This is a genomic window from Methylocystis sp., from assembly GCF_051062815.1.
Taxonomy (GTDB): domain Bacteria; phylum Pseudomonadota; class Alphaproteobacteria; order Rhizobiales; family Beijerinckiaceae; genus Methylocystis.
The window spans coordinates 1-24771 of sequence record NZ_JBPFDU010000044.1 but is presented as its reverse complement, the minus strand read 5'-3'; the positions used below and the strand labels follow the sequence as shown (position 1 = coordinate 24771).

The window sequence follows — 24771 nt, the reverse complement described above, 5'->3', positions numbered from 1 at the left end:
CCAGCATATCAACAACATAATGATCAGCCGAGCTGAGGCCACAGCACGACTTCAGACTCAACTCGTGGCTAGAGCAATAGTTCCGAGCAGCTAAAAAATTCGTAGCTGCGGCGCAAAAGACTCGTGCGGCGCCGCAGTAGCCTTGCCTCTACCAGGCGCCAATGTTGGGCGCCGAAGCCCAGGGTTCCGTCGGCGGCAGCGGCGCGCCCTTCTGCAGCAACTCGATGGAGATCAAATCGGGCGTTCGCACGAAGGCCATGTGGCCGTCGCGCGGCGGCCGATTGATCGTCACGCCTGCCGCCTGCAGCCGCGCGCAGGCCTCGTAAATATTCTCAACGGCGAAGGCGAGGTGACCGAAATTCCGCCCGCCGGCATATGCGTGTTCGTCCCAGTTATGGGTGAGTTCGATCATCGGCGCGCCGTTTTCCTTGGCTTGCGCGGCGTCTTCGGGCGCGGCGAGATAGACGAGCGTATAGCGCGCCTTTTCGTTCTGGGTGCGGCGCACCTCCTGTAGCCCGAGCGCGCCGCAAAAAAACGCTAGCGCGCGGTCGAGGTCGCCGACTCGGATCATGGTGTGCAGAAATCTCATATGCGGCTCCTATCTGATGCGTCCGCCATAATAATAGCGTTCCCGCGGGCGCGGATTTGCGCCGACGCCGGGCGCCTGCTAGAGCGCTGGCGCTCCCAAAACATAGGTGCCTAGCGACGTGACCGAGACGAAGGCTGTTCCTCGAGCGGCGCCGAGCGTCAAGCTGGCGGCCGCCAAGGCGTCGATCGCCGCCAGCGCTTTGCTCGCGGCGGCGAAACTCGCAGCCGGCCTGTGGTCTGGCTCGCTCGCGCTGCTGTCCGAGTCCGGGCACGCCTTCGTGGACACCGGCGCGACAGTGCTGACCTTCTTCGCGGTGCGCGAAGCAGAGAAGCCAGCGGACGAGGAACATCACTATGGCCATGGCAAATATGAGGCGCTGGCCGCGCTGATCCAAACCGGCTTCCTCTTCGGCCTCGCCCTGTTCATCGTCGGCGAAGCCTGGCGGCGCTTGCAGGAGACGGATGTCGTGATCGACGCCGGCTGGCCGATCTATGGCGTTCTGGTCGTCTCGATCGTCGTTGATTTCGTGCGATCGCGACAATTGCGCCGGATCGCAAAGGAAGAGGGCAGCGACGCACTGGCCGCTGACGCGCTGCATTTTTCGAGCGATCTGGTGTCATCGGCGCTGGTGCTGCTCGGTCTCGTTGCCGCGCATTATGGGTTCGAGCGCGGCGACGCGCTCGCCGCCTTGGGCGTCGCCGCCTTCATCGCCGTCGCGGGGTTTCGGCTGGGCCGTCGCACGATCGACACTCTGCTCGACGCCGCGCCACGCGAAATGGCGCCGCATCTCGAGAGGGCGATCGTCGACGTGCCGGGAGTCATCGCGATCGATTCGCTGCGGCTGCGCATGATTGGCCCTGACATCATCGGCGAAGCGACGATCGGCGTTTCGCGCGGCTTGCGCGTCGAGCAGGCGGCGCGCATCAAATCAGCCGTCGCCGAAGCGATCGCCACAGTCACGCCGCGCGCCCGGGTCACGCTGTCGATCGAGCCGCGGGCGCTTGACGACGAAACGATCGCGGAACGCATCCTGCTAGTCGGGGCGCGTCGCCACATTCACGCCCATCATGTCATCGCCCAGCAAATCGAGGGCAGGCTATCGATCGGCGTCGACGTCGAACTCGATGGCGCCATGCCGCTCGGCCGCGCGAACGCGATCGCCGCCGACTTCGAGAGCGCGCTGCGCGACGAATTCGGCGCCGACGCCGAAGTCGACACGCATATCGAGCCGCTCGAGCTGCAATTGCTCGCGGCGCAGGTCGCCGATCCCGGGCTTGCCGGCGCGATTGAAGCGGCGCTTGTGCGCGTCGCCGCTCAGACCCGACCGCCGGCGCAAGTGCGGGACGTGCGAGTCCGTGAAACGGCGGGAGGCATCGTCGTCAACTTCCGCTGCCGTCTCGACGCGGCCGTGTCCGTGCAAAGCGCCCATGACGCGCTCGACGAGATCGAGCGCCGTACGCGCGAGGAATTTCCCGCGATTCTGCGCATCGTCGGCCGCGCCGAGCCCGGCGATCGCTCAGCCGCCGCATAGCCAAGGATGCGCGCTTCGTCTATGAGAGACGCCATGACGCAGGAGCCGGACGCCGCCGCAGACATCGCCTCGATGCCTTTCGAACAGGCGATGCAGGAGCTCGAGCGTATTGTCGCCGACCTGGAGAAAGGCGCCGTCTCGCTCGACGAGTCGGTGAAGCTCTATGCGCGCGGCAAGGCGCTGCAGGCGCGCTGCGAGGCGCTTCTCGCCGAGGCCGAAGCCCGCATCGAGAAAATCACGCTTGGCGAGAACGGCCAGCCGACAGGCGTCGCGCCCTTCGACGTCGAATAGGCGTTAGTCCAAGTGTTCTTCCTCCGCCGCCTCTCGCGACAATCTGTGGACGCGGGCCATGAACGCGATAGCGATGAGCGCCGCGATCGGCATTGCGAGGGCGGCGACGAGATCGGCGGAAACCTGCGGCGGCAGAGCGCCAGCGGCCTTGAGCCCCTTAGCGACAAAGCTGAAGAGTCCGGTGAGAAAATAGGCGAGCCCGGCGATCGTGATTCCCTGCACGATGCGGTTGAGCCGCATCTGCAAACGCGTGCGGCGGTTCATCTCTTCAAGCAGCGCGCTGTTCTGGCGCTCCATCTCCAGCGTGATGCCGGTGCGCATCAGATCGGTCGCGCGCTCGACCTGCGCCGAGAAGCGGGTCTGGCGCGCCTCGACGGCGTTGCAGGTTTCGATCGCTGGATCAAGGCGCGCATTGAGGAAATCTGAAATCGTCACATATTGTCCTTCGCGCCGTTCCTGCAGCTGGCACAGGCGGTTCTTCACCAGCGCGCGATAGGCGCGGCTCGCGTCGAAACGGAAGGCCGTGCGCGTCGACAGCGCCTGACCGCTCGCGAGCAGGTCCGAGAGCCGTTTCAGCAAAAGGTAATTGACGCGCATATCATGCGCTTCGTTCAGCGCTTCGGTGATGCCCGAAAGCTCTCGCTCCATGTTGGCGAGTTGCGGCGACACTTGCCGCGCGAGCGGCAGCCCCAGCAGCGCCATCGTACGATAGGTTTCGATCTCGAGGACGCGCTGCGCGAGACGGCCGGCTTCGAAACGCGGCAGCGCCTTTCCGCGGATCAGTATGCGCGTAAAGCCATAGGCGTCGACGGCGAAGTCGGTCAGAACCTGCGCGTCGCGATCTTCGACGCCGACGACGCAAAGACTCTGCGAATTGAAATAGGATGCAAGCTCTTCGACCGATCGCGCGCCGTCGACGACGCAGAGCTGCGTCGCGACGATGAGAACGCCCGGCGGCTTAAAGGCGATTTCGCCCGCTTTAAACGGATCGGCATGCGCGAAGGGGATATCGGCGCCGACGCCAGTCGACCAGCTGTAGGTGGTGAATTCGCTATGTTGCTCCCAGCGAAGCCGCCAGTCGCCAAAGATAAAGTAGTGGAATCGCGCGCCCGGATCCGGCGCCAGCACGCCATGCGCGAGCGCGAGCGCGCCGATCGCTTCACGATCGGCCGCCGCCGCTTCGTGGTCCGTGGCGAAGGCGTAGTGATAGACGCGCCGCGGCGCGTCAAGCGGCAGGAACGGCCGCGCGTGCAGCTCCGCGAGAACAGCCTCGCGGAAGGGATGCTCGCTGAGAGTCTTGGGTACGTCTTCGCTGATTTCCATTGCGCCTCTTGTCTCGCATTGGAGGGCTGCTTCATTCACGCGACTGAATCCTATTCACCGGCCTGGGGGCTCAGGTGATGACGCTCGGCGCAGCGCGCTGCGTATAGCGTTCGATGGCGGCAATTTCGCGCGATAGTCTCACGAGATCGGCGAGCGCCGCCTGAGTCTCTAGATGTTGCCGCGCGGGATCGGGTTCGTAGCGCTCGACATAAACCCGCAGCGTCGCGCCGGCCGTGCCGGTGCCCGATAGCCGGTAAACGATCCGCGAGCCGTCGGCGAAGATCACCCGCAGGCCCTGATGCTGCGAGTCGGAGCCGTCGACCGGATCGTGATAGGCGAAGTCGTCGGCCGTGGCGACTTCAAGGCCGCCGAGATATTGGCCCTTGAGAGTCGGCAGACGTTGGCGCAGCGCGTCGATCAGCGCATGGGCGCCGTCGCTTGCGACTTCCTCATAGTCGTGGCGCGAATAATAGTTGCGTCCATAGATCGTCCAATGTTGTCGGAGAATCGCGTCGACGCTCTCTTTGCGCGCGGCGAGAATGTCGAGCCAGAACAGCACCGCCCATAGCCCATCCTTCTCGCGCACATGGTCGGAGCCGGCGCCGGCGCTTTCCTCGCCGCAGATCGTCACGAGGCCGGCGTCGAGCAGATTGCCGAAATATTTCCACCCCGTCGGCGTCTCGTAGAGCGGGACGCCGAGCCTTTCCGCGACGCGGTCGGCGGCGGCGCTTGTCGGCATCGATCGCGCAATTCCTGTGACGCCTTTGCGATAGCCCGGCGCGATCGTGGCGTTGGCCGCGAGGATCGCGAGACTGTCCGAGGGCGTGACGAAGCGGCCGCGGCCGATGATGAGATTGCGGTCGCCGTCGCCGTCCGACGCGGCGCAAAGATCTGGCGCGGCGTCCGACATGGCGAGGTCATAAAGATGCCTGGCGTGGACGAGATTGGGGTCGGGATGATGGCCGCCGAAATCGGGCAGGGGCGTCGCATTGATGACGCTGCCCGGCCGCGCCCCGAGCTCCTCTTCGAACAGCACGCGCGCATAGGGGCCGGTGACGGCCGACATGGCGTCGAATGTGAAGGTGAAGCCCGACCGAAAAGCGTCGCGGATGCGATCGAAATCAAAGAGCGTCTGCATCAGCGCTTTGTAATTCGCGACGCTGTCGACGACATCGACGCGCATGTCGCCGACGCGCGTTTCGCCGAGCCTGTCGATATCGACGTCTTGGGCTTCGATGATCCTAAATGACGTGATCTCGCGCGTGCGCGCGTAGATGGCGTCCGTCACCTTCTCGGGCGCCGGGCCGCCATTCGCGACATTGTATTTCACGCCGAAGTCGCCGTGCGGGCCGCCAGGGTTGTGGCTGGCGGACAGCACGATTGCGCCGAAGGCCGTAAGCCCGCGAATGAGCGCCGAGGCTGCGGGCGTCGACAATATGCCGCCTTGTCCGATGACGACGCGGCCGACGCCGTTGGCGGCGGCGATCTTCAGGATCTTTTGAAACGCCTCGCGGTTGTAATAGCGGCCGTCGCCGCCGACGACGAGCGTTGCGCCCTGATATCCCTCCAGACTGTCGAAAATCGATTGAATGAAGTTTTCAAGATAGTGGCGCTGCTTGAAGACCTCGACTTTCTTGCGCAGGCCGGATGTGCCCGGGCGTTGATCGGCGAAGGGCGTCGTTGCGATCGTGGTCGCCTGTGAATTCCCCATTTTGGAGCGGTGGCCTCGCGTGTTTGTCGGCGCCGCGGGGACGCGGCGTCCGCTTCTACAATTCGTCTCCGGCAACGGCAAAAAGGCGGCGCGAGTCCCGCGCCGCCATTCAGACCGCCTGGAGAAATTTTGAGCTTACCAGCCCCAGCCGCCGCCCCAGCCGCCGCCGCCCCAGCCTCCACCCCAGCCGCCGCCGCCCCAGCCACCGCCCCAGCCGCCCCAACCGCCATAGGGATCTCCCCATCCGCTGTAGGCGGTCGGGTAATAGCCATAGCCATAGGGGTAGCCATAATAGCCGCCATAACCGCTTGAAGCCGCGAGGCCGGCGCCGAGCAGTCCGAGACCGACGCCCGCGGCGACGGCTGCGCCAGGGTTGTAGTAGCCGCGCCGGTAGCCGTAGCGCCGGCCCCAGCCGCCGCGATAGCCCCAGCCGCGACGATACCAGACAGTTTCGACCGGGCTCGAAGGCGCCACAATCGACCGATCGGGCGCGCTCATCGGCCCGGCGATCGCTTCCGGAACGGCGGTCGCCAATGTCGCGCTGCAGAGCGCGCCGGACAGCGCCAATTTCAGGCCTTTTCGCATCGTTCATCCTCCTACTGGCGCGGCGTCCCGCCGCGCTGCGCCGCAAACTCCCCTGGAGCTCACGCCGCACTAACAACTTAGTTAGGCGCAAATTGATCCGCTGCGAGAGGCTGAAACGTGACTTTTTTTGGCGTTTACCTTAAGCGCCCAACGTCGCTGTCAGACGCCGACGCCTCGGCGCCGATATCGTGGATGAAATCCAAAAGCCGGCAACGAAAGAAATCGCGCACGCGAGCGGCGGTCGCCGGATGCTGCTCCAAAATCAAATGAAACAATGGCCGCAAGATCTTAAGCACCGTGGCCGGCTCCTGCGCGGTCGCGGCGGCGGGGCGGGTCGAGGGCGCGAGGAGGGCGGTTTCGCCGATCAGCGTCCAGGGCCGGACGATCTTCGACCGAGGACGTCCGTCGTTTGCGGCGGTCAGCGCGATCGACCCCAAGGTGAGCACATAGCCGCCGTCCGACATTTCGCCGCGTCGAAACAGGACGTCGCCGGCGCGCAGCAGGCGCGTTTCTGTGGAAAGCGCGAGCATACGCAGGGCGTTCGGCTCGAAGATCGAAAAGAGGGGGATGCGCGCGAGATTGTCGATATCGTCGTCCAGCGTCATGTCATTTTTGTTCGGCGTCCCCCGCGCTATCTCTACATGCGCTGGCGGCGCGGCGTAAGCGTTAAGACGCGGGGTCCTCTTCGCTCGCGGCGAGCCGATAACCGTCGCCTTCGGTTTTGATCCAGCGCGGCCGTTCGGGCGATGGCTCGAGTTTGCGTCTCAGACGGTGAATGTGCGTTTCGAGCGTACGGGTCGACATATTCGGACCGTAGCCCCACACGTCGCGCAGCAGCGCCGCGCGAGATACCGTCGCGCCGTGTGCGCGCGCCAGCCTCGCGAGAATCGCCGTTTCTTTTTCGGTCAGCTTCAGGCGCGCGCCAGAAGGCGCCCGCAGTTCGCCGGCCTCGAAATGATAGGGGCCGACAGCCGCCCGCGCAGGCGTGGAATCTATCAGCGCGACCAGTTCCGCAAAGCGGAAGGGACGCGTAACGACGGCGTCGACCCCTGGCGGCGGCGATTTCGGCCCATCCGTGATGAGCACGACACGGGTGCTGCAGCCGCGCGCGCGCGCATCGGCAAGCGCCTCAAGGTCGCAATGGGATTCGTCAACGATCGCCGCGTCGGGCCAATCTTCTCCCGGCGCACCGAACTGGTCGTCGCGCAGCGCATAGCGGCCGAGCGCGGCGAATTGCTCGACGAGCGTCGCCCGCAACTGGGGTTCGGCGGCGATGATCAGAGCGCGCGGATAGAACATCGGCCGGGGTCGCTCCTCGCTTCGAAGAGAATATTCCTGCTATAGGCGGTCAGACGCGCCGGCGAGCGGCGCATATAATGCATCATGCATCGCCGAACGAACCGGACGAAACCTGCCGGACTGGCCTTGCTGCGCGTCGCGCGGCGCATTGGCGGCCGCCCGCACGAGGGAAGGCTGATCGCCGGCTCGCTCGTTCTTCCTTGCGCGCTCGGCCGCAGCGGCGTTGTGCGCAACAAGCGCGAAGGCGACGGCGCGAGCCCGGCCGGCCGCTGGTCGCTCCTCTATTTTTACCTGCGCGCGCCTGCGCCCTTGCGCCTGCCGTGGCGGCGAACGCGGCCGCACGATCTCTGGTGCGACGATCCGCGCACCTTTCTCTACAACAAACCGCTGCAGGCGCCGTCGCGCCTCGGCCATGAGGAAATGTGGCGCAAGGACGCGCTTTACGACGCCGTCGGCGTCATGGGCTACAATCTTCGTCCTCGCGCGCGCGGTCGCGGCAGCGCGATTTTCTTTCATATCGCCACGGATGATCTTTCCCCGACCGCCGGCTGCGTCGCATTGCGCGCCCGCGACATGGCGCGGCTTCTGCCGAGGTTGGGACGCAAGGTCGCGCTGTTGATCGGATAGCGCTGAGCCCCCTCCCTGTCCCTCCCCCGCTATGCAAACCGGGTGCTCCCGGTTTCCGCATCGACCCCGAAGTCGGCAACAGCCGACTTCGGATGGGAGAGGGGACGCTAGCGAGCGGCAATCGCGAACCGGAGCCGCGACGCTTTTCGAGAAATGGCGATGAAGGGCGCGGCCTGCTCCCTCTCCCGCGAAGCGGGGGAGGGTTGGGGAGGGGGCCGCCGTCTCACGCGGGATAATCGCGCTCGCCCATGATCGCCGAGCCGACCCGGACATAGGTCGCCCCTAACTGGATCGCGAGTTCGAAATCCGAACTCATGCCCATGGAGAGTTCGGCGATTCCGTTGCGCGCGGCGATGTCGGCGAGCAGCGCGAAATGCGGAGACGCCTGTTCGCCCACGGGCGGCACGCACATCAGCCCTTCGATTTTCAATCCATAAGCGTCGCGACAGGCGGCCAGAAAGCTGTCGGCGTTTTCGGGAAGGACGCCGGCCTTTTGCGGCTCGGCGCCGGTGTTGACCTGCACGAAAAGGCGCGGGCGCTTGCCCGTCCTGGCGATTTCCTCGGACAGCGCCTTGGCGATCTTTTCGCGGTCGACGCTCTCTATGACGTCGAAGAGCTCGATCGCCTCGCGCGTCTTATTCGACTGCAGCGGGCCGATGAGATGCAATTCGATGTCCGCATATTTTTCGCGCAGCGCCGGCCACTTCGACAAAGCCTCCTGCACGCGGTTCTCCCCGAAGACGCGATGGCCCGCTTCCAGCAGCGGAACCACGTCCTCGGCCGGAAAGGTCTTGGTGACGCAGACGAGGCGAATGGAGCCAGGATCGCGGCCACAGTCCACTGCAGCGCGGCGAATCGCTTCGCGTGTCGATTCGAGGCGATCGGCGGCTCCCATGGCGCGAAAATCGCGATTTCGGCGGCCGGGTCAAGCGCCGAATCTTTTACGCCTTCGCAGCGCGGAACTTCGTGCAATCCGGCGCGTTAAGCTTCCGGCGGGCGAGGGGCCGGGCGAGGGGCGGTGTCGTCGCAACGTTCATCATTGAGAAACGCGTCCCGCCTACCAATGATTGTTCCTACTAAATTGGAGGCCGATATGGTCAATGACAGCCTGATTTACGACGGGCGCGCGATGCATTTGCATCATCTGCGCCGCAAATGGGGATGGATCGTCGCGCTCGGCGCGCTCATGCTCGCCGGCGGACTGTTTGCGCTCTATGACGTGACGACCGCCACGCTCGTGACCGTGTTCTATGTCGGCGCGGCGATGCTCGTCGCCGGCGCGATGGAGATTATCACCGCCGTTCAGATCCGGCCCTGGACCAGGGCGCTGCTGTGGGGCGTGATCGGGCTGATCACGATCGTCGCGGGCTTTCTGGTCTTCCGCGATCCTTTGCTCGCGGCGGTGTCGCTGACGGCGATCATTGGCGTCGCGCTGATCGTCGCCGGGCTGTTCAAACTGGTCCTCGCCTGGCACATCCGCGACGTCGGCCCCTGGGGCCTCGTGGCGTTCTCGGGCGTGATCAGCATCGTGCTGGGCGGGATGATCCTGGCCCAGTGGCCGATGTCGGGCCTCTACATCCTTGGCCTGTTCCTCGCGATCAATCTGATCTTCGAGGGCGTCAGCTGGATCACCGTCGGGCTTTCGGCGAAGGCGTGAGTTCATGGGGAACTATGGGGGCCGTGCTTACGGCCCCCGAGCTTTTTCGGGGCTCTGCGAATGGCTCCTGCCTTTGACATCGCCCGGACCGCCCGGCATTAGAGGCGCAATCCCGCAAGCCTTTTGACCGGACGCGCCAGCAAGATGAGACCCGAACGCTATAATTTCGCCGAGGCGGAGCCGCGCTGGCAAAAGATTTGGGAAGAAAAACAGTCATTTAAGGCAGGCGACAACACCGGCGCGCCCAAATATTACGTGCTCGAGATGTTTCCCTATCCCTCGGGTCGGCTGCACATGGGCCATGTGCGCAATTACTCGATGGGCGACGTTATCGCGCGCTTCATGCGCGCCAAGGGCTTCGACGTCCTGCATCCGATGGGGTGGGACGCGTTCGGCCTTCCCGCCGAAAACGCCGCGGCGCAGACCGGCGCGCATCCGGCGCAATGGACCTACGCCAATATCGCGGCGATGCGGGCGCAGCTTAAAGCTCTGGGACTGTCGCTCGACTGGTCGCGTGAGATCGCGACCTGCGATCCGGAATATTATGGACGCCAGCAGAAGCTTTTCCTCGATTTCCTGAAAGCCGGCATCGTCGACCGTAAGAAGTCGAAAGTGAATTGGGACCCGGTCGACATGACGGTGCTCGCGAATGAGCAGGTCATCGACGGCCGCGGCTGGCGATCGGGCGCGCTCGTCGAGCAGCGCGAGCTGACGCAGTGGTTCTTCAAGATCACCGACTATTCCGAAGAGCTGCTCTCTGCGCTCGACGCGCTCGAACGCTGGCCCGACAAGGTGCGGCTGATGCAGCGCAACTGGATCGGGCGCTCGGAAGGCATGCTCGTGCGCTTCGCGCTCGCCCAGCCGCTTGACGGGATGCGCGAGATCGAAGTCTTCACCACCCGCGCCGACACGCTGTTTGGCGCGAAATTCGTCGCGCTCGCCGCGGACCATCCGCTGGCGAAAGCCGCCGCCGAGAAGGACCCGGCCCTCGCCGCCTTTTCGAAGGAGTGTCGGCGCGGCGCGACATCCGCGGAAGCGATCGAGACCGCGGAAAAGATGGGTTACGACACGGGGCTGCGCGTCGTTCACCCCTTCGATCCGAACTGGACGCTGCCGGTCTATGTCGCGAATTTCATTCTGATGGATTACGGGACGGGCGCGATTTTCGGCTGTCCGGCGCATGATCAGCGCGATCTCGATTTCGCGACCAAATATGCGCTCGGCTTCAAGGTCGTGGTTTGCCCGGAGAGTCTCGCGGCGCAAGAGCTCGAAAAGCAGATTGCGACAAGCGGCGAAGCCTTCGAGGCCGAGGGCAGGCTGGTGAATTCTGGTTTTCTCGACGGCATGACCGTGCCGCAGGCGAAGGACGACGTCGCCAACCGTCTGACGAGGACAGCGCTGTTCGACAGGCCGCAGGGCGAGCGGAAGGTGAATTACAAGCTGCGCGACTGGGGGATTTCGCGCCAGCGCTACTGGGGTTGCCCGATCCCGATCATCCATTGCGAGACCTGCGGGCCGGTGCCGGTTCCCGAAGCCGATCTGCCGGTGCGGCTGCCCGAAGACGTCTCCTTCGATCAGCCCGGCAATCCGCTCGATCGCCACGCAAGCTGGAAAAATGTCCCCTGTCCCTGTTGCGGCGCGCCGGCGCGGCGCGAGACCGATACGATGGACACCTTCGTCGACTCGTCCTGGTATTACGCGCGCTTCGCCGATCCGCATAATGAGACGGCGCCGGCAAGCGCCGAGGCGCTCGCGCGCTGGCTGCCGGTCGATCAATATATCGGCGGCATCGAGCACGCGATTCTGCATCTTCTCTATTCGCGGTTCTTCGCGCGGGCCATGCGCGACAGCGGCCATGCCGCGGTGGCGGAGCCTTTCGCCGGACTCTTCACCCAGGGCATGGTCGTGCATGAGACCTATCGCGCGCCGGACGGCCAGTGGGTCGCGCCGTATGATGTCCGGATCGAAGCCAAGGACGGCGGTCGCCGCGCCTTTCTCGTCGACGGCGACGTGGAGATCGGCATCGGCCCGATCGAAAAAATGTCGAAGTCGAAGAAGAATACTGTCGATCCAGACGATATCGTCGCGAGCTATGGCGCCGATACGGCGCGACTCTTCGTCCTGTCCGACAGCCCGCCCGATCGCGACGTCATCTGGTCGGACGAGGGCGCGCAGGGCGCATGGCGCTTCGTGCAGCGCCTGTGGCGTCTGACCGGCGAACTGGGGCGTGTGGCGGCCCCCGTCGGGGCTGAGCCGCCGGCGGCCTTTCACGATCTCGCGCTCGCCGTGCGCAAGGCGACACATCGTTCGATCGCCCAGGCGAGCGAAAATATCGAGCGGCTGCGGTTCAACAGCGCCATCGCCCGCATCCGCGAATTCGCCAATGAGCTGACGAGCGCGCTCGACGCCGTGACCGAAACGCCGGTTCCGGCCGATCTCGCCTTCGCCTTCCGCGAGGCGGCGGACGCGCTCATTCGGCTTGTCGCGCCGATGACGCCGCATGTCGCCGAGGAGTGCTGGGCCGATTTGGGCCACAAAGGTCTGGTTGCTGAAGCGCCTTGGCCGGCGGCGGATCCTACCCTGTTGGCCCAGGAGATGATAAGCCTGCCGGTGCAGGTCAACGGCAAAAAGCGCGCCGAAATTCTTGTCGCCCATGACGCCGACGAGGAAACGATTCGCAAAGAGGCTTTGGCGCAAGATGGCGTTCAGCGCGCCATGGAAGGCAAGCCGCTGAGGAAGTTCATTCTCGTTCCGAAAAGGATCGTCAATGTGGTGGTTTGAAACCGCATGTCGCGCGTCCCAGGCTTTCCGCGTCTCGAGCGACCCACAAAGCCCTCACCCTGAGGAGCGCCTGAAAGGCGCGTCTCGAAGGGGCGAGGGCTCCGCGCTGCGCCTTCTGGAGCATCCTTCGAGACGCCCGCTGCGCGGGCTCCTCAGGATGAGGCTCCTAGTTGTGATGACCATCTTTTCTGCCACCCTGCCGCTCGCCGGCTGCCTCCAGCCGCTTTATGCGCCGGCAGGATTTGGGCTCGACTCCGCGCCGCTCGCGGCCGAGCTGCAGTCGATCGCGGTTGACGAAATTCCGCAGCGGCTCGGTCACTATGTCCGAAATGAGCTGATCTTCGGCCTGAACGGCACCGGCTCGCAGCCGCCGCCGCGCTACCGTCTGATGGTTGTGCTTCGCGAGCGCGTGCAGACGCCGATTCTCGACACCGTGACCGGCCGCGCCACGTCGGCGACGGTGATCGCCGACGCCGAATATCGGCTGGTCACCTTGCCTGACGAGGTGGAGGTCACGAAAGGCGTCGCTTTCAACATTGCGAGCTACGATCGTTTCTCGAACCGCTTCTCCAATGTGCGCGCCGCGCGCGACGCAGAGATCCGCAACGCCCGGGTCATCGCCGATTCGATCCGCACCAGAATCGCCACCGTGCTCGCCACGCGCCTGTCGCCGGTCCCGCCGCCCGCCGTCGTTCGCTATTGACGGCAGCGACGGACAATAGCGCCTCATGACGGCGGTCAAGAGTCGCGACGCCGAACGTTTCATCGCCGCGCCGCCCGAGGGCGTTTTTCTTTTCCTGGTCTTCGGCTCCGACGCGGGCATGGTGCGCGAGCGCGCGCTCGCGCTCGTCGAAAAACGCATCGACGATCGCCGCGATCCCTTCCAATTCGTCGAGATGAGCGGCGATGCGGTCGCTTCCGACCCGCTTGCGCTGCTCGACGAGGCGAACACCACGCCGCTCTTTGGCGGACGGCGCGCCATTCTGGTCGAGACAGGCGGCAAATCCGTCATTCCGGCGCTGACGTCGCTTATCGGCGCGCCGCCGGCGCATTGCGCTGTCGTGCTGACCGCAGGCGCGCTGAGGCGCGACTCGCCGCTGCGCAAGCTGGTCGAGGGCGCCAAGCAGGGCGCGGCGATCGAGTGCCAGCCCGACGCGGAAGCGGATTTGCAGGCGCTGATCGAGCGCAGCCTGCGCGATGCCGGCCTTGTCGCCAGTCCCGAGGCCCGCGGCCTACTCCTCGGCGCTCTCGGAGAAGACCGGCTGATGAGTCGCGCCGAGCTTGAAAAGCTCGCGCTCTATATGCATGGCCGGGAACATGTCGAGGCCAAGGACGTCGAAGCGATCGTCGCGCACGCCTCGAACATCGCGTCGGATCGCATGGTGACGGCGGCTTTCGCGGGCGCCGCCGACATCGGCGTGGCGCTCGACGCCTATTTCGCGCAGGACGGCGACGCGCAGCAGCTTCTCATCGGGGCGCTGCGCTACGCCGTGGCGCTGCATCGCGCCCGTCTCGCCATGGAGCGCGAGGGCGGGCGACCCGACGCCGGCGTTTCGGCGCTGATGCGCGCCGGCTTCGGCTTCATGCACCGCGCGCTGATGGACGAGCAGCTCAAGAGCTGGTCATCCGCGCGTCTTAGCGCGCTGATCGAGCCGCTGCGCGCCGCGCAGACGCGGGCGCGCGCCAACGCCGGCGTGGCGCAAATGGAGGCCGAGCGCGCGCTGTGGAACGTCGCGCGCGCGGCGCGGCGTTAGTCAGCCCTGGCCTTCGTCCATCAGCATTTCGAAGCCGCCGAAGATCATGCGCTTGCCGTCGAACGGCATCGGCATGTCCTTCATGCGCGGATCTTCGTGCATTTTCTTGTGCGCCGCGTCGCGCACGTCTTTGGACGGCCATAGGACCCACGAGAACACGATGTTTTCGCCGCTCTCGGCGGCGACGGCGCGTTTGAAGTCGGTGACTTTGCCGTCGGGCAGGTCGTCGCCCCAACATTCGACGACGCGTAGCGCGCCCCACTCCTTCATGATGGGCCACATCTGCGCGGCGGCCTTATGGTAATCTTCCTTCTTGCCCATGGGCACGGGAATCACGAAACCGTCGACATAGCTCATTGCGCCGCTCCTTCTTGCTGGCATGCCTTTGACGCCGCTTCGGGAAATGACAATCGGTCGTCTCGTTTTGTTCACGCCGCGCGGGAGAGGCTCTCGAAAAGCCCGCGGCCGTCAATTCCGCCCGCAAGTGGGTCGATGAGATTTTCGGGATGCGGCATCAGGCCGAGCACATTGCGCCCGTCTGAATAGATGCCGGCGATGTCATTGCGCGAGCCGTTGGGATTGGACTCGCCGCCGACGGCGCCGGCGGAGTCGCAATAGCGGAAGGCGACAAGGCCGTCGCCCTCAAGCCGCTCGATCGTGGCGTCGTCGGCTTCGTAATTGCCTTCGCCATGCGCGATGCAGACTTCGATCGTCTGGCCCCGGGCGTAATGCCGGGTGAACGCGGTGTCGTTGCGTTCGACCTTGAGATGCTGCATCCGGCAGACGAAGCGCAAATTGGCGTTGCGCATCAGCACGCCCGGCAGAAGGCCGCTTTCGCAAAGAATCTGGAAGCCGTTGCAAACGCCCAGCACCAATCCGCCGCGCGCGGCGTGCGCGCGCACCGCGTCCATGATGGCGGCGCGGCCGGCGATCGCGCCGCAGCGAAGATAATCGCCGTAGGAAAAGCCTCCGGGCAATACGACAAGGTCCGTCCCGGCGGGCAGCTCGTGGTCGGCGTGCCAGAGCATCGACGGCTGGCGCCCGGTCGCTTGTGTCAGCGCGCGGGCCATGTCGCCTTCGCGATTGGAGCCGGGGAAAACAACGACGGCGGCTTTCATGGGCGTGTCCTGAGCGGGAAATCGGCAGATCGGCAGTCGCCAGATCGGCAGTCGGAAGAGCTGCTCCGACTGCCGACTGACGAAGCCCGACTGCCCTCAATCGCCTCACACATCGATCTGATAATTCTCGATCACGGTATTGGCGAGCAGCTTCTCACAGGCGGCTTGCAACTGCGCCTTGGCGGCGCTGGCGTCATCGCCGTCGAACTCCACGTCGAACACCTTGCCCTGCCGCACACTGGCGACGCCTTCGACGCCAAGCGACTTCAGCGCGCCCTCGATCGCCTTGCCTTGCGGATCGAGAATGCCGGATTTGAGAGTGACGACGACGCGGGCTTTCATCGGCTGAGGTCCGTGGTGAAGGAAAGACTGTTAGTGGGCGCGCAACAGGCGCGCAATCTCCATTACGCCGATATTCACCATATCGCCATCGGGCTCGGCCAAAAGAGGATGTATTCGACATTGCGTCGGAACGCGTTTTCGGGCCCAGCATTGCCCGTCAGCATTATGGGGATAAGATCACGCCATGAATTTTAACCGTCTATCGATTTCCTGGATCGCGGCGGCGGTGATCGTCGGCGGAACGATCGTCCTGTTGCGCGAGATCTTGACGCCCTTTTTGGTGGGAATCGCTCTCGCTTATTTACTCGACCCGCTTGTCACCCGACTCGAACGCCTCGGATTCGGTCGAACCGTTGCGGCGCTCGCGCTCATCGGCCTTTTTTACGCGGTCATCATCGGCTTGATTGTGGTTCTCACGCCAATGCTCGCCGAGGAGATCGCGCTCTTCATCGAAAAACTGCCGGATTATCTCACCCAGCTGCAAGCATTGGCGACCGATCCCAGCCGGCCATGGATGCGCCAGATCATCGTCGAAGGGCTGAGCGAAGCTCGGCAGTCGACAGGAGAATTGACCACCCTCGGCGCTCACATGAGCGCGAACCTTTTGCGCAAGCTATGGTCGGATGGTCAGGCGTTGGCGTCGATCTTCTCCTTGCTGGTCGTCTCTCCGATCGTAACCTTCTATTTGCTCATTGATTGGGATCAAATCATCGCGGCGCTCGACAAGATGATCCCCGCGCCGCAGCAGGAGACCGTTCGAGCCCTGGCGCGCGAGATCAATGAAACGATCAGTGTGTTTCTCCGCGGACAAGGGATCATTTGCCTCGTTCTGGCTGTGTATTATGCCGTGGCGCTCCAATTGACCGGTCTCAATCATGCCTTTCTGATCGGCATTGCGTCCGGACTGATCAGTTTCATTCCTTATTTGGGCGTGCTGACCGGCGTTGTCCTATCGGTGAGCGTTGCGCTTCTTCAATTCTGGCCAAACTGGAGCATGATTCCGCTCATATTGGGGATATTCCTGGCTGGACAATTGCTCGATGATAATGCGTTGACGCCGCGCCTCGTCGGCCAGCGCGTCAATCTCAGCCCGCTCCTGGTGATGTTCGCGATCGCCGCCTTCGGCTATTTGTTTGGATTTATCGGTCTGCTCATCGCCGTGCCGTTAGCGGCGACAATCGGCGTGATCGTGCGCTTTGTCCTATCGCAGGACCTCGAGCATTCTCTTGGCGCGGCGGACCTCGGCCCGCCGAAGAAACGTCGTTGGTGGATATGAAAATGCCGGAACCCATGTCGCGCGCTTCGCTCGCCAAAACCGGCAGGCGCGCGGCGGCGGAAATCGCGTCGCCACGCTAATAGGGACAGAGGGCGAGGCGACAGAATCGCGTTTCGCCGGAGCGGGCGCCGCGACCTTCACGCCAGCGCTGTCACAGCTGCGCGGCGGCGGCGCGCCGGCTACTGCACGAGCTTCGGCGCGCCGGTGCGGATCGTCTCGTTTTCCTGCATGATGCCGAGACGGCGCGCGACTTCGGTATAAGCCTCGACCAGCCCGCCCAAGTCGCGACGGAAGCGATCCTTGTCGAGCTTGTCGTTCGACTTGATATCCCACAGCCGGCAGCTGTCGGGCGAAATCTCGTCGGCGACGACGATTCGCATCATGTCGCCTTCCCAGAGCCGACCGCATTCCATCTTGAAGTCGACGAGGCGGATGCCGACGCCGAGGAAGAGTCCGGAGAGGAAATCGTTGACGCGGATGGCGAGCGCCATGACGTCGTCGATCTCCTGGGGAGTCGCCCAGCCGAAGGCGGTGATATGCTCCTCGGACACCATCGGGTCGTCCAGCGCGTCGTTCTTATAGTAGAATTCGATGATGGAGCGGGGCAGTTGCGTGCCTTCTTCCATCCCGAGGCGCTTGGCGAGCGAGCCGGCCGCGACGTTGCGCACGACGACTTCGAGCGGGATGATTTCCACCTCGCGGATGAGCTGCTCGCGCATGTTCAGCCGGCGGATGAAGTGGGTCGGCACGCCGATGCTGTTCAAATGCTGGAAGATATATTCGGAGATCCGGTTGTTGAGCACGCCCTTCCCGTCGATCACCTCGTGTTTCTTCGCGTTGAAGGCCGTGGCGTCGTCCTTAAAATGCTGAATCAAAGTGCCGGGTTCAGGGCCCTCATAGAGGACCTTGGCCTTGCCCTCGTAGATGCGGCGTCGGCGGTTCATTGGGATCAACCGGGGCTTGAGGAAGTCCATCTGGCGGGTCGTCGCTCCTCCGAAGTGTGAACGCATGCCGGCTTGTGGGCGGCTCTCAGGGAGCGGCGGCGGGCGTGCGCCCAGCCGCGAGCACCGGCGGTCCTAGCGTCTTTGGCGGCCAGTGACAAGCCGACGGGGCACTCTATCGCAAAGGGGAAGACGATACAATGAAACTGAAAGTGTGGCGGCCCAGCGTCGCCGTCGCCGTGTCGGTTCTGGCGCCCGTAATTTGAGCATCTGGTCGGCGATTTTTCGACCGCGCCCGTTCACCCCTGCGACGCTCATGGCGCGTAGCGCCTCTACTTTCGGATCGCCGGACGGAAAATGCCATGCATCGACAAATAGCCGCACCGGCGCGCTTTTTGCAGTTCTGCGCGGCGCGCGGCCATATCCGCGCTCGCGCGCGCAGCGTGGAGAGCAGGGGGCGGTTTCGTCGCGGCCAGGACCACGCTTTCCGGCATTGGCTTTGCGCGCGAATACGCATATATCGAGCCCACGCCGATGCGGCGCATGATCGCCGAGTCCTGATTTAAGAACAACCCGGCCGAGGATGGACATGAGCACGTTCGACCAGCGCGAAGATTCCTTCGAAAAACGCTTTGTCCATGAAGAGGAGCTGCAGTTTCGCGCCGAAGCGCGCCGCAACAAGCTGCTCGGCCTCTGGGCGGCCGAGAAGCTCGGCAAGACAGGCGCCGAGGCGCAGGCCTACGCGGACGCCTTGGTCGCAGCGGAAGTGACCGCCGACGCCGATGAGCGGGTCGTGGCTTTGGTCATGAAGGATTTCGAGGCGGCGGGCGTGAATCAGTCCGAGCATCAGATCCGCCGCACCATGGACGAGATGCTGACCAAGGCGAAGGCCGAGATCAAGTCGGGCCAATAACCGACGACCACGGCCTTCATTCATCTTTTTGGGCGATAGTCGCTTATGCGCGATTCGTCCCTGAGAGCGCCCCGACAGAAACCGCTTCCCGACGCCTCCTATTTTCAGGCGGCGCCGGCGATCGCCGAGGAAGCGGCGCTATGGCTGCGCTATCTTGCCGGCGAGCGGCGCGCCTCCCGCCATACTGTCGAGGCCTATGGCCGGGACCTCGCCAATTTTTTGGGCTTTCTGGCGCATCATACTGGCGAGCGGCCGGACGCCGCCGCGCTTAAGTCGCTTCAACCCGTAGACCTGCGCGCCTTTATGGCCAAGCGTCGCCGCGACGGCTTGGAAAGCCGTTCGCTGCTGCGGGCGCTCGCCGCCGTGCGCAATTTTCTGCGCTTCATTGAGAAGAAGGGCCTCGCCCGCACGGATGTCTTTGGCGCCGTGCGTCCGCCCAAGCGCCCGCACAGCCTCCCCAAGGCGCTTACCGTGCCCGACGCCCGCGACATCGTGGACCCCGAACAGAGAGCGGGCGAGGCGCGAGAGCCTTGGGTGATCGCGCGGGACGCCGCCGTGCTGGCGCTGCTCTACGGCGCCGGCCTGCGAATTTCGGAGGCTCTGTCGATCGGGAGCGCCGCGGCGCCGATCGGCGCCGCCGATCGGGTCACGATCCTGGGGAAGGGCGGCAAGAGCCGGACCGTGCCGGTGATCGCGCCGGTGCGCGCGGCGATCGAAGCCTATCTCGCGCTCTGTCCCTATGATCTCGCCGGCGGGCCGCTGTTTGTGGGCGCGCGCGGCGGGCCGCTCTCGCCGCGCATCATCCAGCTCGCCGTCCAGCGCCTGCGCGGGGCGCTCGGCCTGCCCGAGAGCGCGACGCCGCATGCGCTGCGACATTCCTTTGCGACGCATCTCCTGGGTCGCGGCGGCGATCTGCGCACGATTCAGGAATTGCTCGGGCACGCCTCGCTGTCGACGACGCAGATCTATACCGCCGTCGACAAGACGCGGCTCCTCGACGCTTATCGCTCGGCGCATCCGCGCGCGAAGTGAGGCCAAAGATCGCGTCATGGCCGCGCGGGCGTGGATGCCCGTGACACGCCCGCGTGACGGGCAGGCGGCGTCAGAAGCCGCTCACTCCACCGGCTCCACCGCGCTAATCTCGATTCCAAAGCCCGAGAGCCCGACGAAAGCGCGGGGCTTTGACGACGAGGAACGCAGACGGATCGAGGAAACGCCGAGGTCCTTCAAAATCTGCGCGCCGAGACCGACGTCGAGCCATTGCCGCTTGCGCGTTTCCTCCGCCCTTTCCTCCTCGTCCTTCTGGCGTCCGACGATATTCGCCGGCACGCCGGCCGCGCCGTCGCGCAGATAGACGAGCACGCCGCGCCCTTCGCGGGCGAAGCGCGCGAGAGTCTTCTTGATCGTCGGCGCGCCGCACATCACATCGGAGATGATATCGGCGCGATGCAGGCGCGTCGGCACGTCGCGCCCGTCGCCGATCGCGCCCAGAACGAAGGCGAAGTGCTGCACGCTGTCGAAGGGCGTCACATAGGCGTGGCCGATCATTGCCCCGGCCTCCGTCTCGACGGGGAAGGTTGCGACGCGTTCGACGAGCTTTTCGCGCGCCTGTCGGAACGCGATGAGATCGGAAACCGACACGAGTTTGAGGTCGTGTGCGCGCGCGAATTCCTCGATCTGGCGTCCGGTCATCACCGTGCCATCGTCATTGGCGAGTTCGCAGATCACGCCGACCGGCGGCAGGCCGGCAAGCTTGCACAGATCAACGGCGGCTTCAGTATGTCCCGAGCGCATCAGCACTCCGCCGTCCTTGGCGATCAGCGGGAAGACATGGCCGGGCCGCACGAAGTCGCTCGCGCCCATATTGCCATTGGCGAGCGCGCGCACCGTATTGCAGCGCTGCTCGGCGGAAATGCCGGTGGTGAGCCCGTGGCGCGCGTCGACGGTGACGGTGAATGCGGTGGCGAGCGGCGCGTCGTTTTCCGCGACCATTGGCGCGAGATGCAGACGGCGCGCCTCCTCGAGCGTGAGCGGCGCGCAGACAATCCCGCTCGTGTGGCGGATGATGAAGGCCATTTTCTCCGGCGTGCAGAGCGACGCGGCGACGACGAGGTCGCCTTCGTTTTCGCGATCGTCGTCATCGGTGACGACGACCATCTCGCCTCTAGCCACGGCCTCGACGGCTTCAGTGATGGAATGGGACAATGAGATCTCCGGAACCCGCCGCTTGCGGCGCCTGCGTCGCATATCTAGCCTTGCCGCGGCGACGTTTCAAACGGGTGGCTGCGCAGCTTTCGCAATTGTCATTCCCGACGCGCGGCGCGCGATCGGGAATCCAGCATAAAGCCAGCCATTCATGGCGTTGCTCTGGATTCCCGGTCAGGCCTGCGGCCTGCCGGGAATGACATAGTCCCAAAGTCGGCGCTTCCGGATGGCGGTTCCGACGATAGGAAGGAAGGAGGAGGCATTTGCTCGCTACGGAGCTAATGACGCCCATGATGCGCGTCTTTTCAAAAACGCTCGCGGCGCTAGGGCTGGCGCTTTTTATCGCATCCGGGGCGGCGGCCGAGCCCGGCCCCTGCGCCGAGATCGAGGAGCAAGGCGTCGCCTATGCGGTCTGCGACTTCGACGCGCACAAGAGCGACATCCGGGTCTTTCTGCGCGACGGAAAAGGCGAAATCCTGGGCGCCTTTTCCCGCCTTGCGAGCGAATTGGCGAAGAGCGGCGAAACGCTCGTCTTCGCCATGAACGCCGGCATGTATGCGGAAAGTCGCGCGCCGGTCGGCCTTTACGTCGAGAACGGCCGGACGGCGAAGGGCGCCAATACGCGCCCCGGCCCCGGCAATTTTCACATGAAGCCCAACGGCGTGTTCTGGGTCGACGGGTCGCGCGCCGGCGTGACCGAAACGGCGCGCTTCTTGAAGAGCCGTCAGCGCGCGCAGTTCGCGACCCAGTCTGGGCCGATGCTTGTTATCGGCGGGCGCATTCATCCGCGCATCCATGAGGACGGAACGTCGCAGAAATTTCGCAACGGCGTGTGCGTCCAGGACGGCCATGTCGCGCGTTTCGCGATCTCCAATCAGCCGGTGACGTTTTATGAGTTCGCGCTGCTTTTTCGCGATCGCCTGCACTGTCTGGATGCGCTGTTTCTCGACGGCGGCGCCGCTTCGGCGCTTTATGCGCCGTCGCTTTCGCGCCATGATCGCTTTATGCCGGCGATGGGGCCGATCGTCGGGGTCGTCGAGAACGCGGATCGCTAGCTTAGTCGCGTAAGAGCCGCATTGAGCTTTTCGACGCGCGCGGCGGTCTCTTCGCGCCGCTCGCGGTGCTCGTCGATCACCTCTTCTTCGGCCTTGGCGAGGAAGCCCTCATTGGCGAGTTTGGCGTCGAGCTTCTTCAACTCGCCTTCGAGCTTGCCGATTTCTTTCGCCAGTCGCGCCCTCTCGGCGCCAAGGTCGATCACGCCTTCGAGCGGCATGGCGGCGACGCCGCCGCGGACGATGATTTGCGCGCTGCTCTTTGGCGCCGCCTCAGCGAAGCCGATGTGCGAGAGGCGCGCCAGCTTGCGGATCGTCTCGTCCCAACGCGTCGCGCGCGCTTTCAGCGCGCCGTCTGCGCCGAGCAGCAGCAGCTCGGTCTCGCTGGTCAAATTCATTTCCGCACGCAGCGAGCGGACTTCGGAAATCAGGTCGACGACCCAGCCGATTTCGCTTTCGGCCTCCGCATCTTCGAGTCCTTCGAGCGAGGGCCACGAGGCGAGCGCCAGCATCGTCTCGCGCTTGGGACCGTCCGCGCCCTTGATCGCCCAGAGCTCCTCGGTGAGGAAGGGCATGAAGGGATGCAGCAGCGCGTAGATCTGGTCGAGAACGAAGGCGGTCGTCGCGCGCGTCTCGTCCTTTTCAGGGCCATCGGCGCCTTGCAGCAGCGGCTTCGCCAGCTCGATATACCAATCGCAGAAGACGCTCCAGACGAAGCGATAGACGGCGTTCGCCGCGTCATTGAAGCGATAGGCCTCGATCGCCGCGCTCACGTCCGCCGTTGTGCGCGCCGCTTCGCCGATGATCCAGCGGTTCAGCGTGATCTCATTGGCGCGCGGATCGTAATGGGCGACGCGCGCGCAGCCGTTGATCTCGGCGAAGCGCGAGGCGTTCCACAGCTTCGTCGCGAAATTGCGATAGCCTTCGACGCGCTGCGTCGAGAGCTTGATGTCGCGGCCCTGCGCCGCCATCGCCGCGAGCGTGAAGCGCAGCGCATCGGCGCCATATTCGTCGATGAGGCGCAGCGGGTCGATGACATTGCCCTTCGACTTACTCATCTTCGCGCCCTTCTCGTCGCGAACCAGCGCGTGGATATAGACGTCGCGGAAGGGGACTTCGTCCATGAAATAGAGGCCCATCATCATCATGCGGGCGACCCAGAAGAAGATGATATCGAAGCCGGTGACGAGGGCGCTCGTCGGATAATAGCGCGCGAGCTCCGACGTCTTCTCCGGCCAGCCGAGAGTCGAGAAGGGCCACAGCGCCGACGAGAACCAGGTGTCGAGCACGTCTTCGTCGCGCGTGAGCGTCACGCCATCGCCCAGTTTGGCGCGCGCCGCGGCAAGCGCCGCCTCTTCTGTCTCTTCGATATAGGCGTTGCCGTCCTCGTCATACCAGGCCGGAATGCGATGACCCCACCAGAGCTGACGCGACACGCACCAGGGCTGAATATTCTCCAGCCAGTCGAAATAGGTTTTTTCCCAATTCTTCGGCACGAACGTCGTGCGGCCCTCGCGCACGGCCGCGAGCGCCGGCTGCGCGAGAGTCTTGGCGTCGACATACCATTGGTCGGTAAGGCGCGGTTCGAGCACCGCGCCCGAGCGGTCGCCATGCGGCACCATGTGCTTATGGTCGTCGACGCCCTCGAGCAGCTCGCGCTCCTCCATCATTTCGACGACGCGCTTGCGCGCCGCGAAACGGTCGAGCCCGTCGAGGATGGAGACCGTCGCCGCGAGTTCCGGAGAAGGGTCGACGCCTTCGTGGAAATCAGCATTGGCGGCAAGCGTCATCTGCGCCTGCGGGTCGAGCACATTGACGAGTCGCAGACCATGCCGCTTGCCGACCTCGAAATCGTTGAAGTCATGCGCCGGGGTGATTTTCACCGCGCCGGTGCCCTTCTCGGGATCGGAATATTCGTCGGCGACGATCGGGATCAGCCGGCCGACCAATGGCAGACGAACGCGCTTGCCGACGAGCGCCGTATAGCGCTCGTCTTCCGGATGCACGGCGACCGCCGTGTCGCCGAGCATCGTCTCGGGGCGCGTCGTCGCGACGACGATATATTCGCCAGTCTCTTTCCCAGCGTCGTCAACGATGGGATATTTGAAGCGCCAGAGATGGCCCTTCACTTCGACCTGCTGCACTTCGAGATCGGAGATCGCCGTATGCAGCGCCGGGTCCCAATTGACGAGACGCTTGTCCTTATAGAGCAGCCCGTCGCGATAGAGCTGCACGAAAACCTTCACCACCGCGCGCGACAGGCCTTCATCGAGCGTGAAGCGCTCGCGCGACCAGTCGCAAGAGGCGCCGAGCCGCTTCAGCTGTTCGACGATCTTGCCACCCGATTCCGCCTTCCATTCCCAGACGCGCGCGACGAATTTCTCGCGTCCGAGTTCGCGGCGATTCTCCTGGCGCTCCATGAGCTGGCGCTCGACGACCATTTGCGTCGCGATGCCGGCATGGTCGGTGCCGGGCTGCCACAACACGTCGTCGCCCTTCATGCGCCGATAGCGCACGAGAATGTCCTGCAGCGTATTGTTGAGCGCATGGCCCATATGCAGGCTGCCGGTGACGTTCGGCGGCGGAATGACGATGGAATAGGGCGCCGCCCGCGCGCGTTCGGGCCGTCCGGCGCGAAAGGCTTGCGCCTCTTCCCACGCGTCGCGGATGCGCGATTCAATTGAGGCGGGAGCGAAGGTTTTTTCCATGGTCATCGGGCGAGGAGCCTTTTGGCCCCCACCCTGTCCCTCCCCCGCTTCGCGGGAGAGGGGACGCT

General features: G+C 64.6%; 24 protein-coding genes. 11 read left to right on the top strand and 13 right to left on the bottom strand.

The window, feature by feature from the left end; translation table 11 throughout:
• Positions 1–148: 148 nt before the first annotated feature.
• A complete protein-coding gene (locus tag ACR65W_RS06540) occupies positions 149–589 on the bottom strand; it encodes a VOC family protein (RefSeq protein WP_434500066.1) in 441 nt (146 codons plus the stop codon).
• Between the two features lie 118 nt (positions 590–707).
• Here ACR65W_RS06540 and ACR65W_RS06535 point away from each other — a divergent pair, with 118 nt between their 5' ends.
• Together ACR65W_RS06535 and ACR65W_RS06530 are read left to right on the top strand one after the other, a co-directional pair.
• Positions 708–2120 (top strand): cation diffusion facilitator family transporter, encoded by a 1413-nt coding sequence (locus ACR65W_RS06535; RefSeq protein WP_434500067.1) that lies wholly within the window; start codon positions 708–710, stop codon positions 2118–2120.
• A 33-nt stretch (positions 2121–2153) separates the two neighbouring features.
• Positions 2154–2411, top strand: a complete 258-nt coding sequence (locus tag ACR65W_RS06530) for an exodeoxyribonuclease VII small subunit (RefSeq protein WP_123175153.1) — start codon at positions 2154–2156, stop codon at positions 2409–2411.
• A gap of 3 nt (positions 2412–2414) precedes the next feature.
• Here ACR65W_RS06530 and ACR65W_RS06525 read toward each other — a convergent pair whose 3' ends face one another.
• The 5 genes from ACR65W_RS06525 to ACR65W_RS06505 form a co-directional block, all read right to left on the bottom strand.
• The gene (locus ACR65W_RS06525) at positions 2415–3734 is read right to left on the bottom strand and encodes a DUF3422 family protein (protein WP_434500068.1); all 1320 of its coding nucleotides are present in this window, start codon (positions 3732–3734) and stop codon (positions 2415–2417) included.
• Positions 3735–3804: 70 nt separating this feature from the next.
• Positions 3805–5445, bottom strand: coding sequence for an alpha-D-glucose phosphate-specific phosphoglucomutase (locus tag ACR65W_RS06520; RefSeq protein ID WP_434500069.1), 1641 nt, complete (start codon positions 5443–5445; stop codon positions 3805–3807).
• A 135-nt stretch (positions 5446–5580) separates the two neighbouring features.
• On the bottom strand, positions 5581–6030 hold the full coding sequence (locus ACR65W_RS06515) for a hypothetical protein (protein ID WP_434500070.1): 450 nt from the start codon (positions 6028–6030) through the stop codon (positions 5581–5583).
• Positions 6031–6164: 134 nt separating this feature from the next.
• Positions 6165–6635, bottom strand: a complete 471-nt coding sequence (locus ACR65W_RS06510) for a cyclic nucleotide-binding domain-containing protein (RefSeq protein WP_434500071.1) — start codon at positions 6633–6635, stop codon at positions 6165–6167.
• Between the two features lie 61 nt (positions 6636–6696).
• Entirely contained in the window at positions 6697–7329 is a 633-nt protein-coding gene (locus tag ACR65W_RS06505) for a winged helix-turn-helix domain-containing protein (RefSeq protein ID WP_434500072.1), read from the bottom strand.
• Between the two features lie 84 nt (positions 7330–7413).
• Between ACR65W_RS06505 and ACR65W_RS06500 the strand changes: the two genes are divergently transcribed.
• Positions 7414–7956, top strand: coding sequence for a L,D-transpeptidase family protein (locus ACR65W_RS06500; protein WP_434500073.1), 543 nt, complete (start codon positions 7414–7416; stop codon positions 7954–7956).
• Between the two features lie 223 nt (positions 7957–8179).
• Here the strand turns inward: ACR65W_RS06500 and ACR65W_RS06495 are convergent, their stop codons facing one another.
• Positions 8180–8851, bottom strand: coding sequence for a YggS family pyridoxal phosphate-dependent enzyme (locus ACR65W_RS06495; protein ID WP_434500075.1), 672 nt, complete (start codon positions 8849–8851; stop codon positions 8180–8182).
• 198 nt (positions 8852–9049) lie between these two features.
• Between ACR65W_RS06495 and ACR65W_RS06490 the strand changes: the two genes are divergently transcribed.
• The 4 genes from ACR65W_RS06490 (at position 9050) to holA (ending at position 14148) form a co-directional block, all read left to right on the top strand.
• Positions 9050–9613: an HdeD family acid-resistance protein gene (locus ACR65W_RS06490; RefSeq protein WP_434496117.1), complete on the top strand. Its 564-nt coding sequence runs from the start codon at positions 9050–9052 to the stop codon at positions 9611–9613.
• Positions 9614–9757: 144 nt separating this feature from the next.
• On the top strand, positions 9758–12394 hold the full coding sequence (gene leuS / locus ACR65W_RS06485) for a leucine--tRNA ligase (protein ID WP_434500076.1): 2637 nt from the start codon (positions 9758–9760) through the stop codon (positions 12392–12394).
• A 175-nt stretch (positions 12395–12569) separates the two neighbouring features.
• The gene (locus ACR65W_RS06480; RefSeq protein WP_434500077.1) at positions 12570–13097 is read left to right on the top strand and encodes a hypothetical protein; all 528 of its coding nucleotides are present in this window, start codon (positions 12570–12572) and stop codon (positions 13095–13097) included.
• A 25-nt stretch (positions 13098–13122) separates the two neighbouring features.
• On the top strand, positions 13123–14148 hold the full coding sequence (gene holA, locus ACR65W_RS06475; RefSeq protein ID WP_434500078.1) for a DNA polymerase III subunit delta: 1026 nt from the start codon (positions 13123–13125) through the stop codon (positions 14146–14148).
• On the opposite strand, the gene ACR65W_RS06470 is transcribed toward holA, so the two are convergent.
• The 3 genes from ACR65W_RS06470 to purS form a co-directional block, all read right to left on the bottom strand.
• Positions 14149–14505 carry a DUF1428 domain-containing protein gene (locus tag ACR65W_RS06470; protein WP_434500079.1) on the bottom strand — a complete coding sequence of 119 codons (357 nt, stop codon included), beginning with the start codon at positions 14503–14505 and terminating at the stop codon, positions 14149–14151. It lies immediately after the preceding gene.
• 71 nt (positions 14506–14576) lie between these two features.
• Complete coding sequence (gene purQ / locus ACR65W_RS06465) at positions 14577–15266, bottom strand: phosphoribosylformylglycinamidine synthase subunit PurQ (protein ID WP_434500080.1); 690 nt, start codon at positions 15264–15266, stop codon at positions 14577–14579.
• 105 nt (positions 15267–15371) lie between these two features.
• On the bottom strand, positions 15372–15608 hold the full coding sequence (gene purS / locus ACR65W_RS06460) for a phosphoribosylformylglycinamidine synthase subunit PurS (RefSeq protein ID WP_434500081.1): 237 nt from the start codon (positions 15606–15608) through the stop codon (positions 15372–15374).
• Positions 15609–15792: 184 nt separating this feature from the next.
• Here purS and ACR65W_RS06455 point away from each other — a divergent pair, with 184 nt between their 5' ends.
• Positions 15793–16884: an AI-2E family transporter gene (locus ACR65W_RS06455; protein WP_434500083.1), complete on the top strand. Its 1092-nt coding sequence runs from the start codon at positions 15793–15795 to the stop codon at positions 16882–16884.
• 179 nt (positions 16885–17063) lie between these two features.
• On the opposite strand, the gene purC is transcribed toward ACR65W_RS06455, so the two are convergent.
• A complete protein-coding gene (purC, locus tag ACR65W_RS06450; RefSeq protein WP_014892432.1) occupies positions 17064–17858 on the bottom strand; it encodes a phosphoribosylaminoimidazolesuccinocarboxamide synthase in 795 nt (264 codons plus the stop codon).
• Between the two features lie 556 nt (positions 17859–18414).
• Here purC and ACR65W_RS06445 point away from each other — a divergent pair.
• Positions 18415–18738, top strand: a complete 324-nt coding sequence (locus tag ACR65W_RS06445) for a DUF1476 domain-containing protein (protein WP_123177435.1) — start codon at positions 18415–18417, stop codon at positions 18736–18738.
• A 45-nt stretch (positions 18739–18783) separates the two neighbouring features.
• A complete protein-coding gene (locus tag ACR65W_RS06440; protein ID WP_434500085.1) occupies positions 18784–19770 on the top strand; it encodes a tyrosine recombinase XerC in 987 nt (328 codons plus the stop codon).
• Positions 19771–19851: 81 nt separating this feature from the next.
• Here ACR65W_RS06440 and ribB read toward each other — a convergent pair whose 3' ends face one another.
• Positions 19852–20985: a 3,4-dihydroxy-2-butanone-4-phosphate synthase gene (ribB, locus tag ACR65W_RS06435; protein WP_434500086.1), complete on the bottom strand. Its 1134-nt coding sequence runs from the start codon at positions 20983–20985 to the stop codon at positions 19852–19854.
• A 251-nt stretch (positions 20986–21236) separates the two neighbouring features.
• Between ribB and ACR65W_RS06430 the strand changes: the two genes are divergently transcribed.
• On the top strand, positions 21237–21998 hold the full coding sequence (locus ACR65W_RS06430) for a phosphodiester glycosidase family protein (protein WP_434500120.1): 762 nt from the start codon (positions 21237–21239) through the stop codon (positions 21996–21998).
• Here ACR65W_RS06430 and ACR65W_RS06425 read toward each other — a convergent pair.
• A complete protein-coding gene (locus tag ACR65W_RS06425) occupies positions 21995–24703 on the bottom strand; it encodes a valine--tRNA ligase (RefSeq protein ID WP_434500121.1) in 2709 nt (902 codons plus the stop codon). The two genes, ACR65W_RS06430 and ACR65W_RS06425, sit on opposite strands and share 4 nt — an antisense overlap.
• Positions 24704–24771 lie beyond the last annotated feature (68 nt).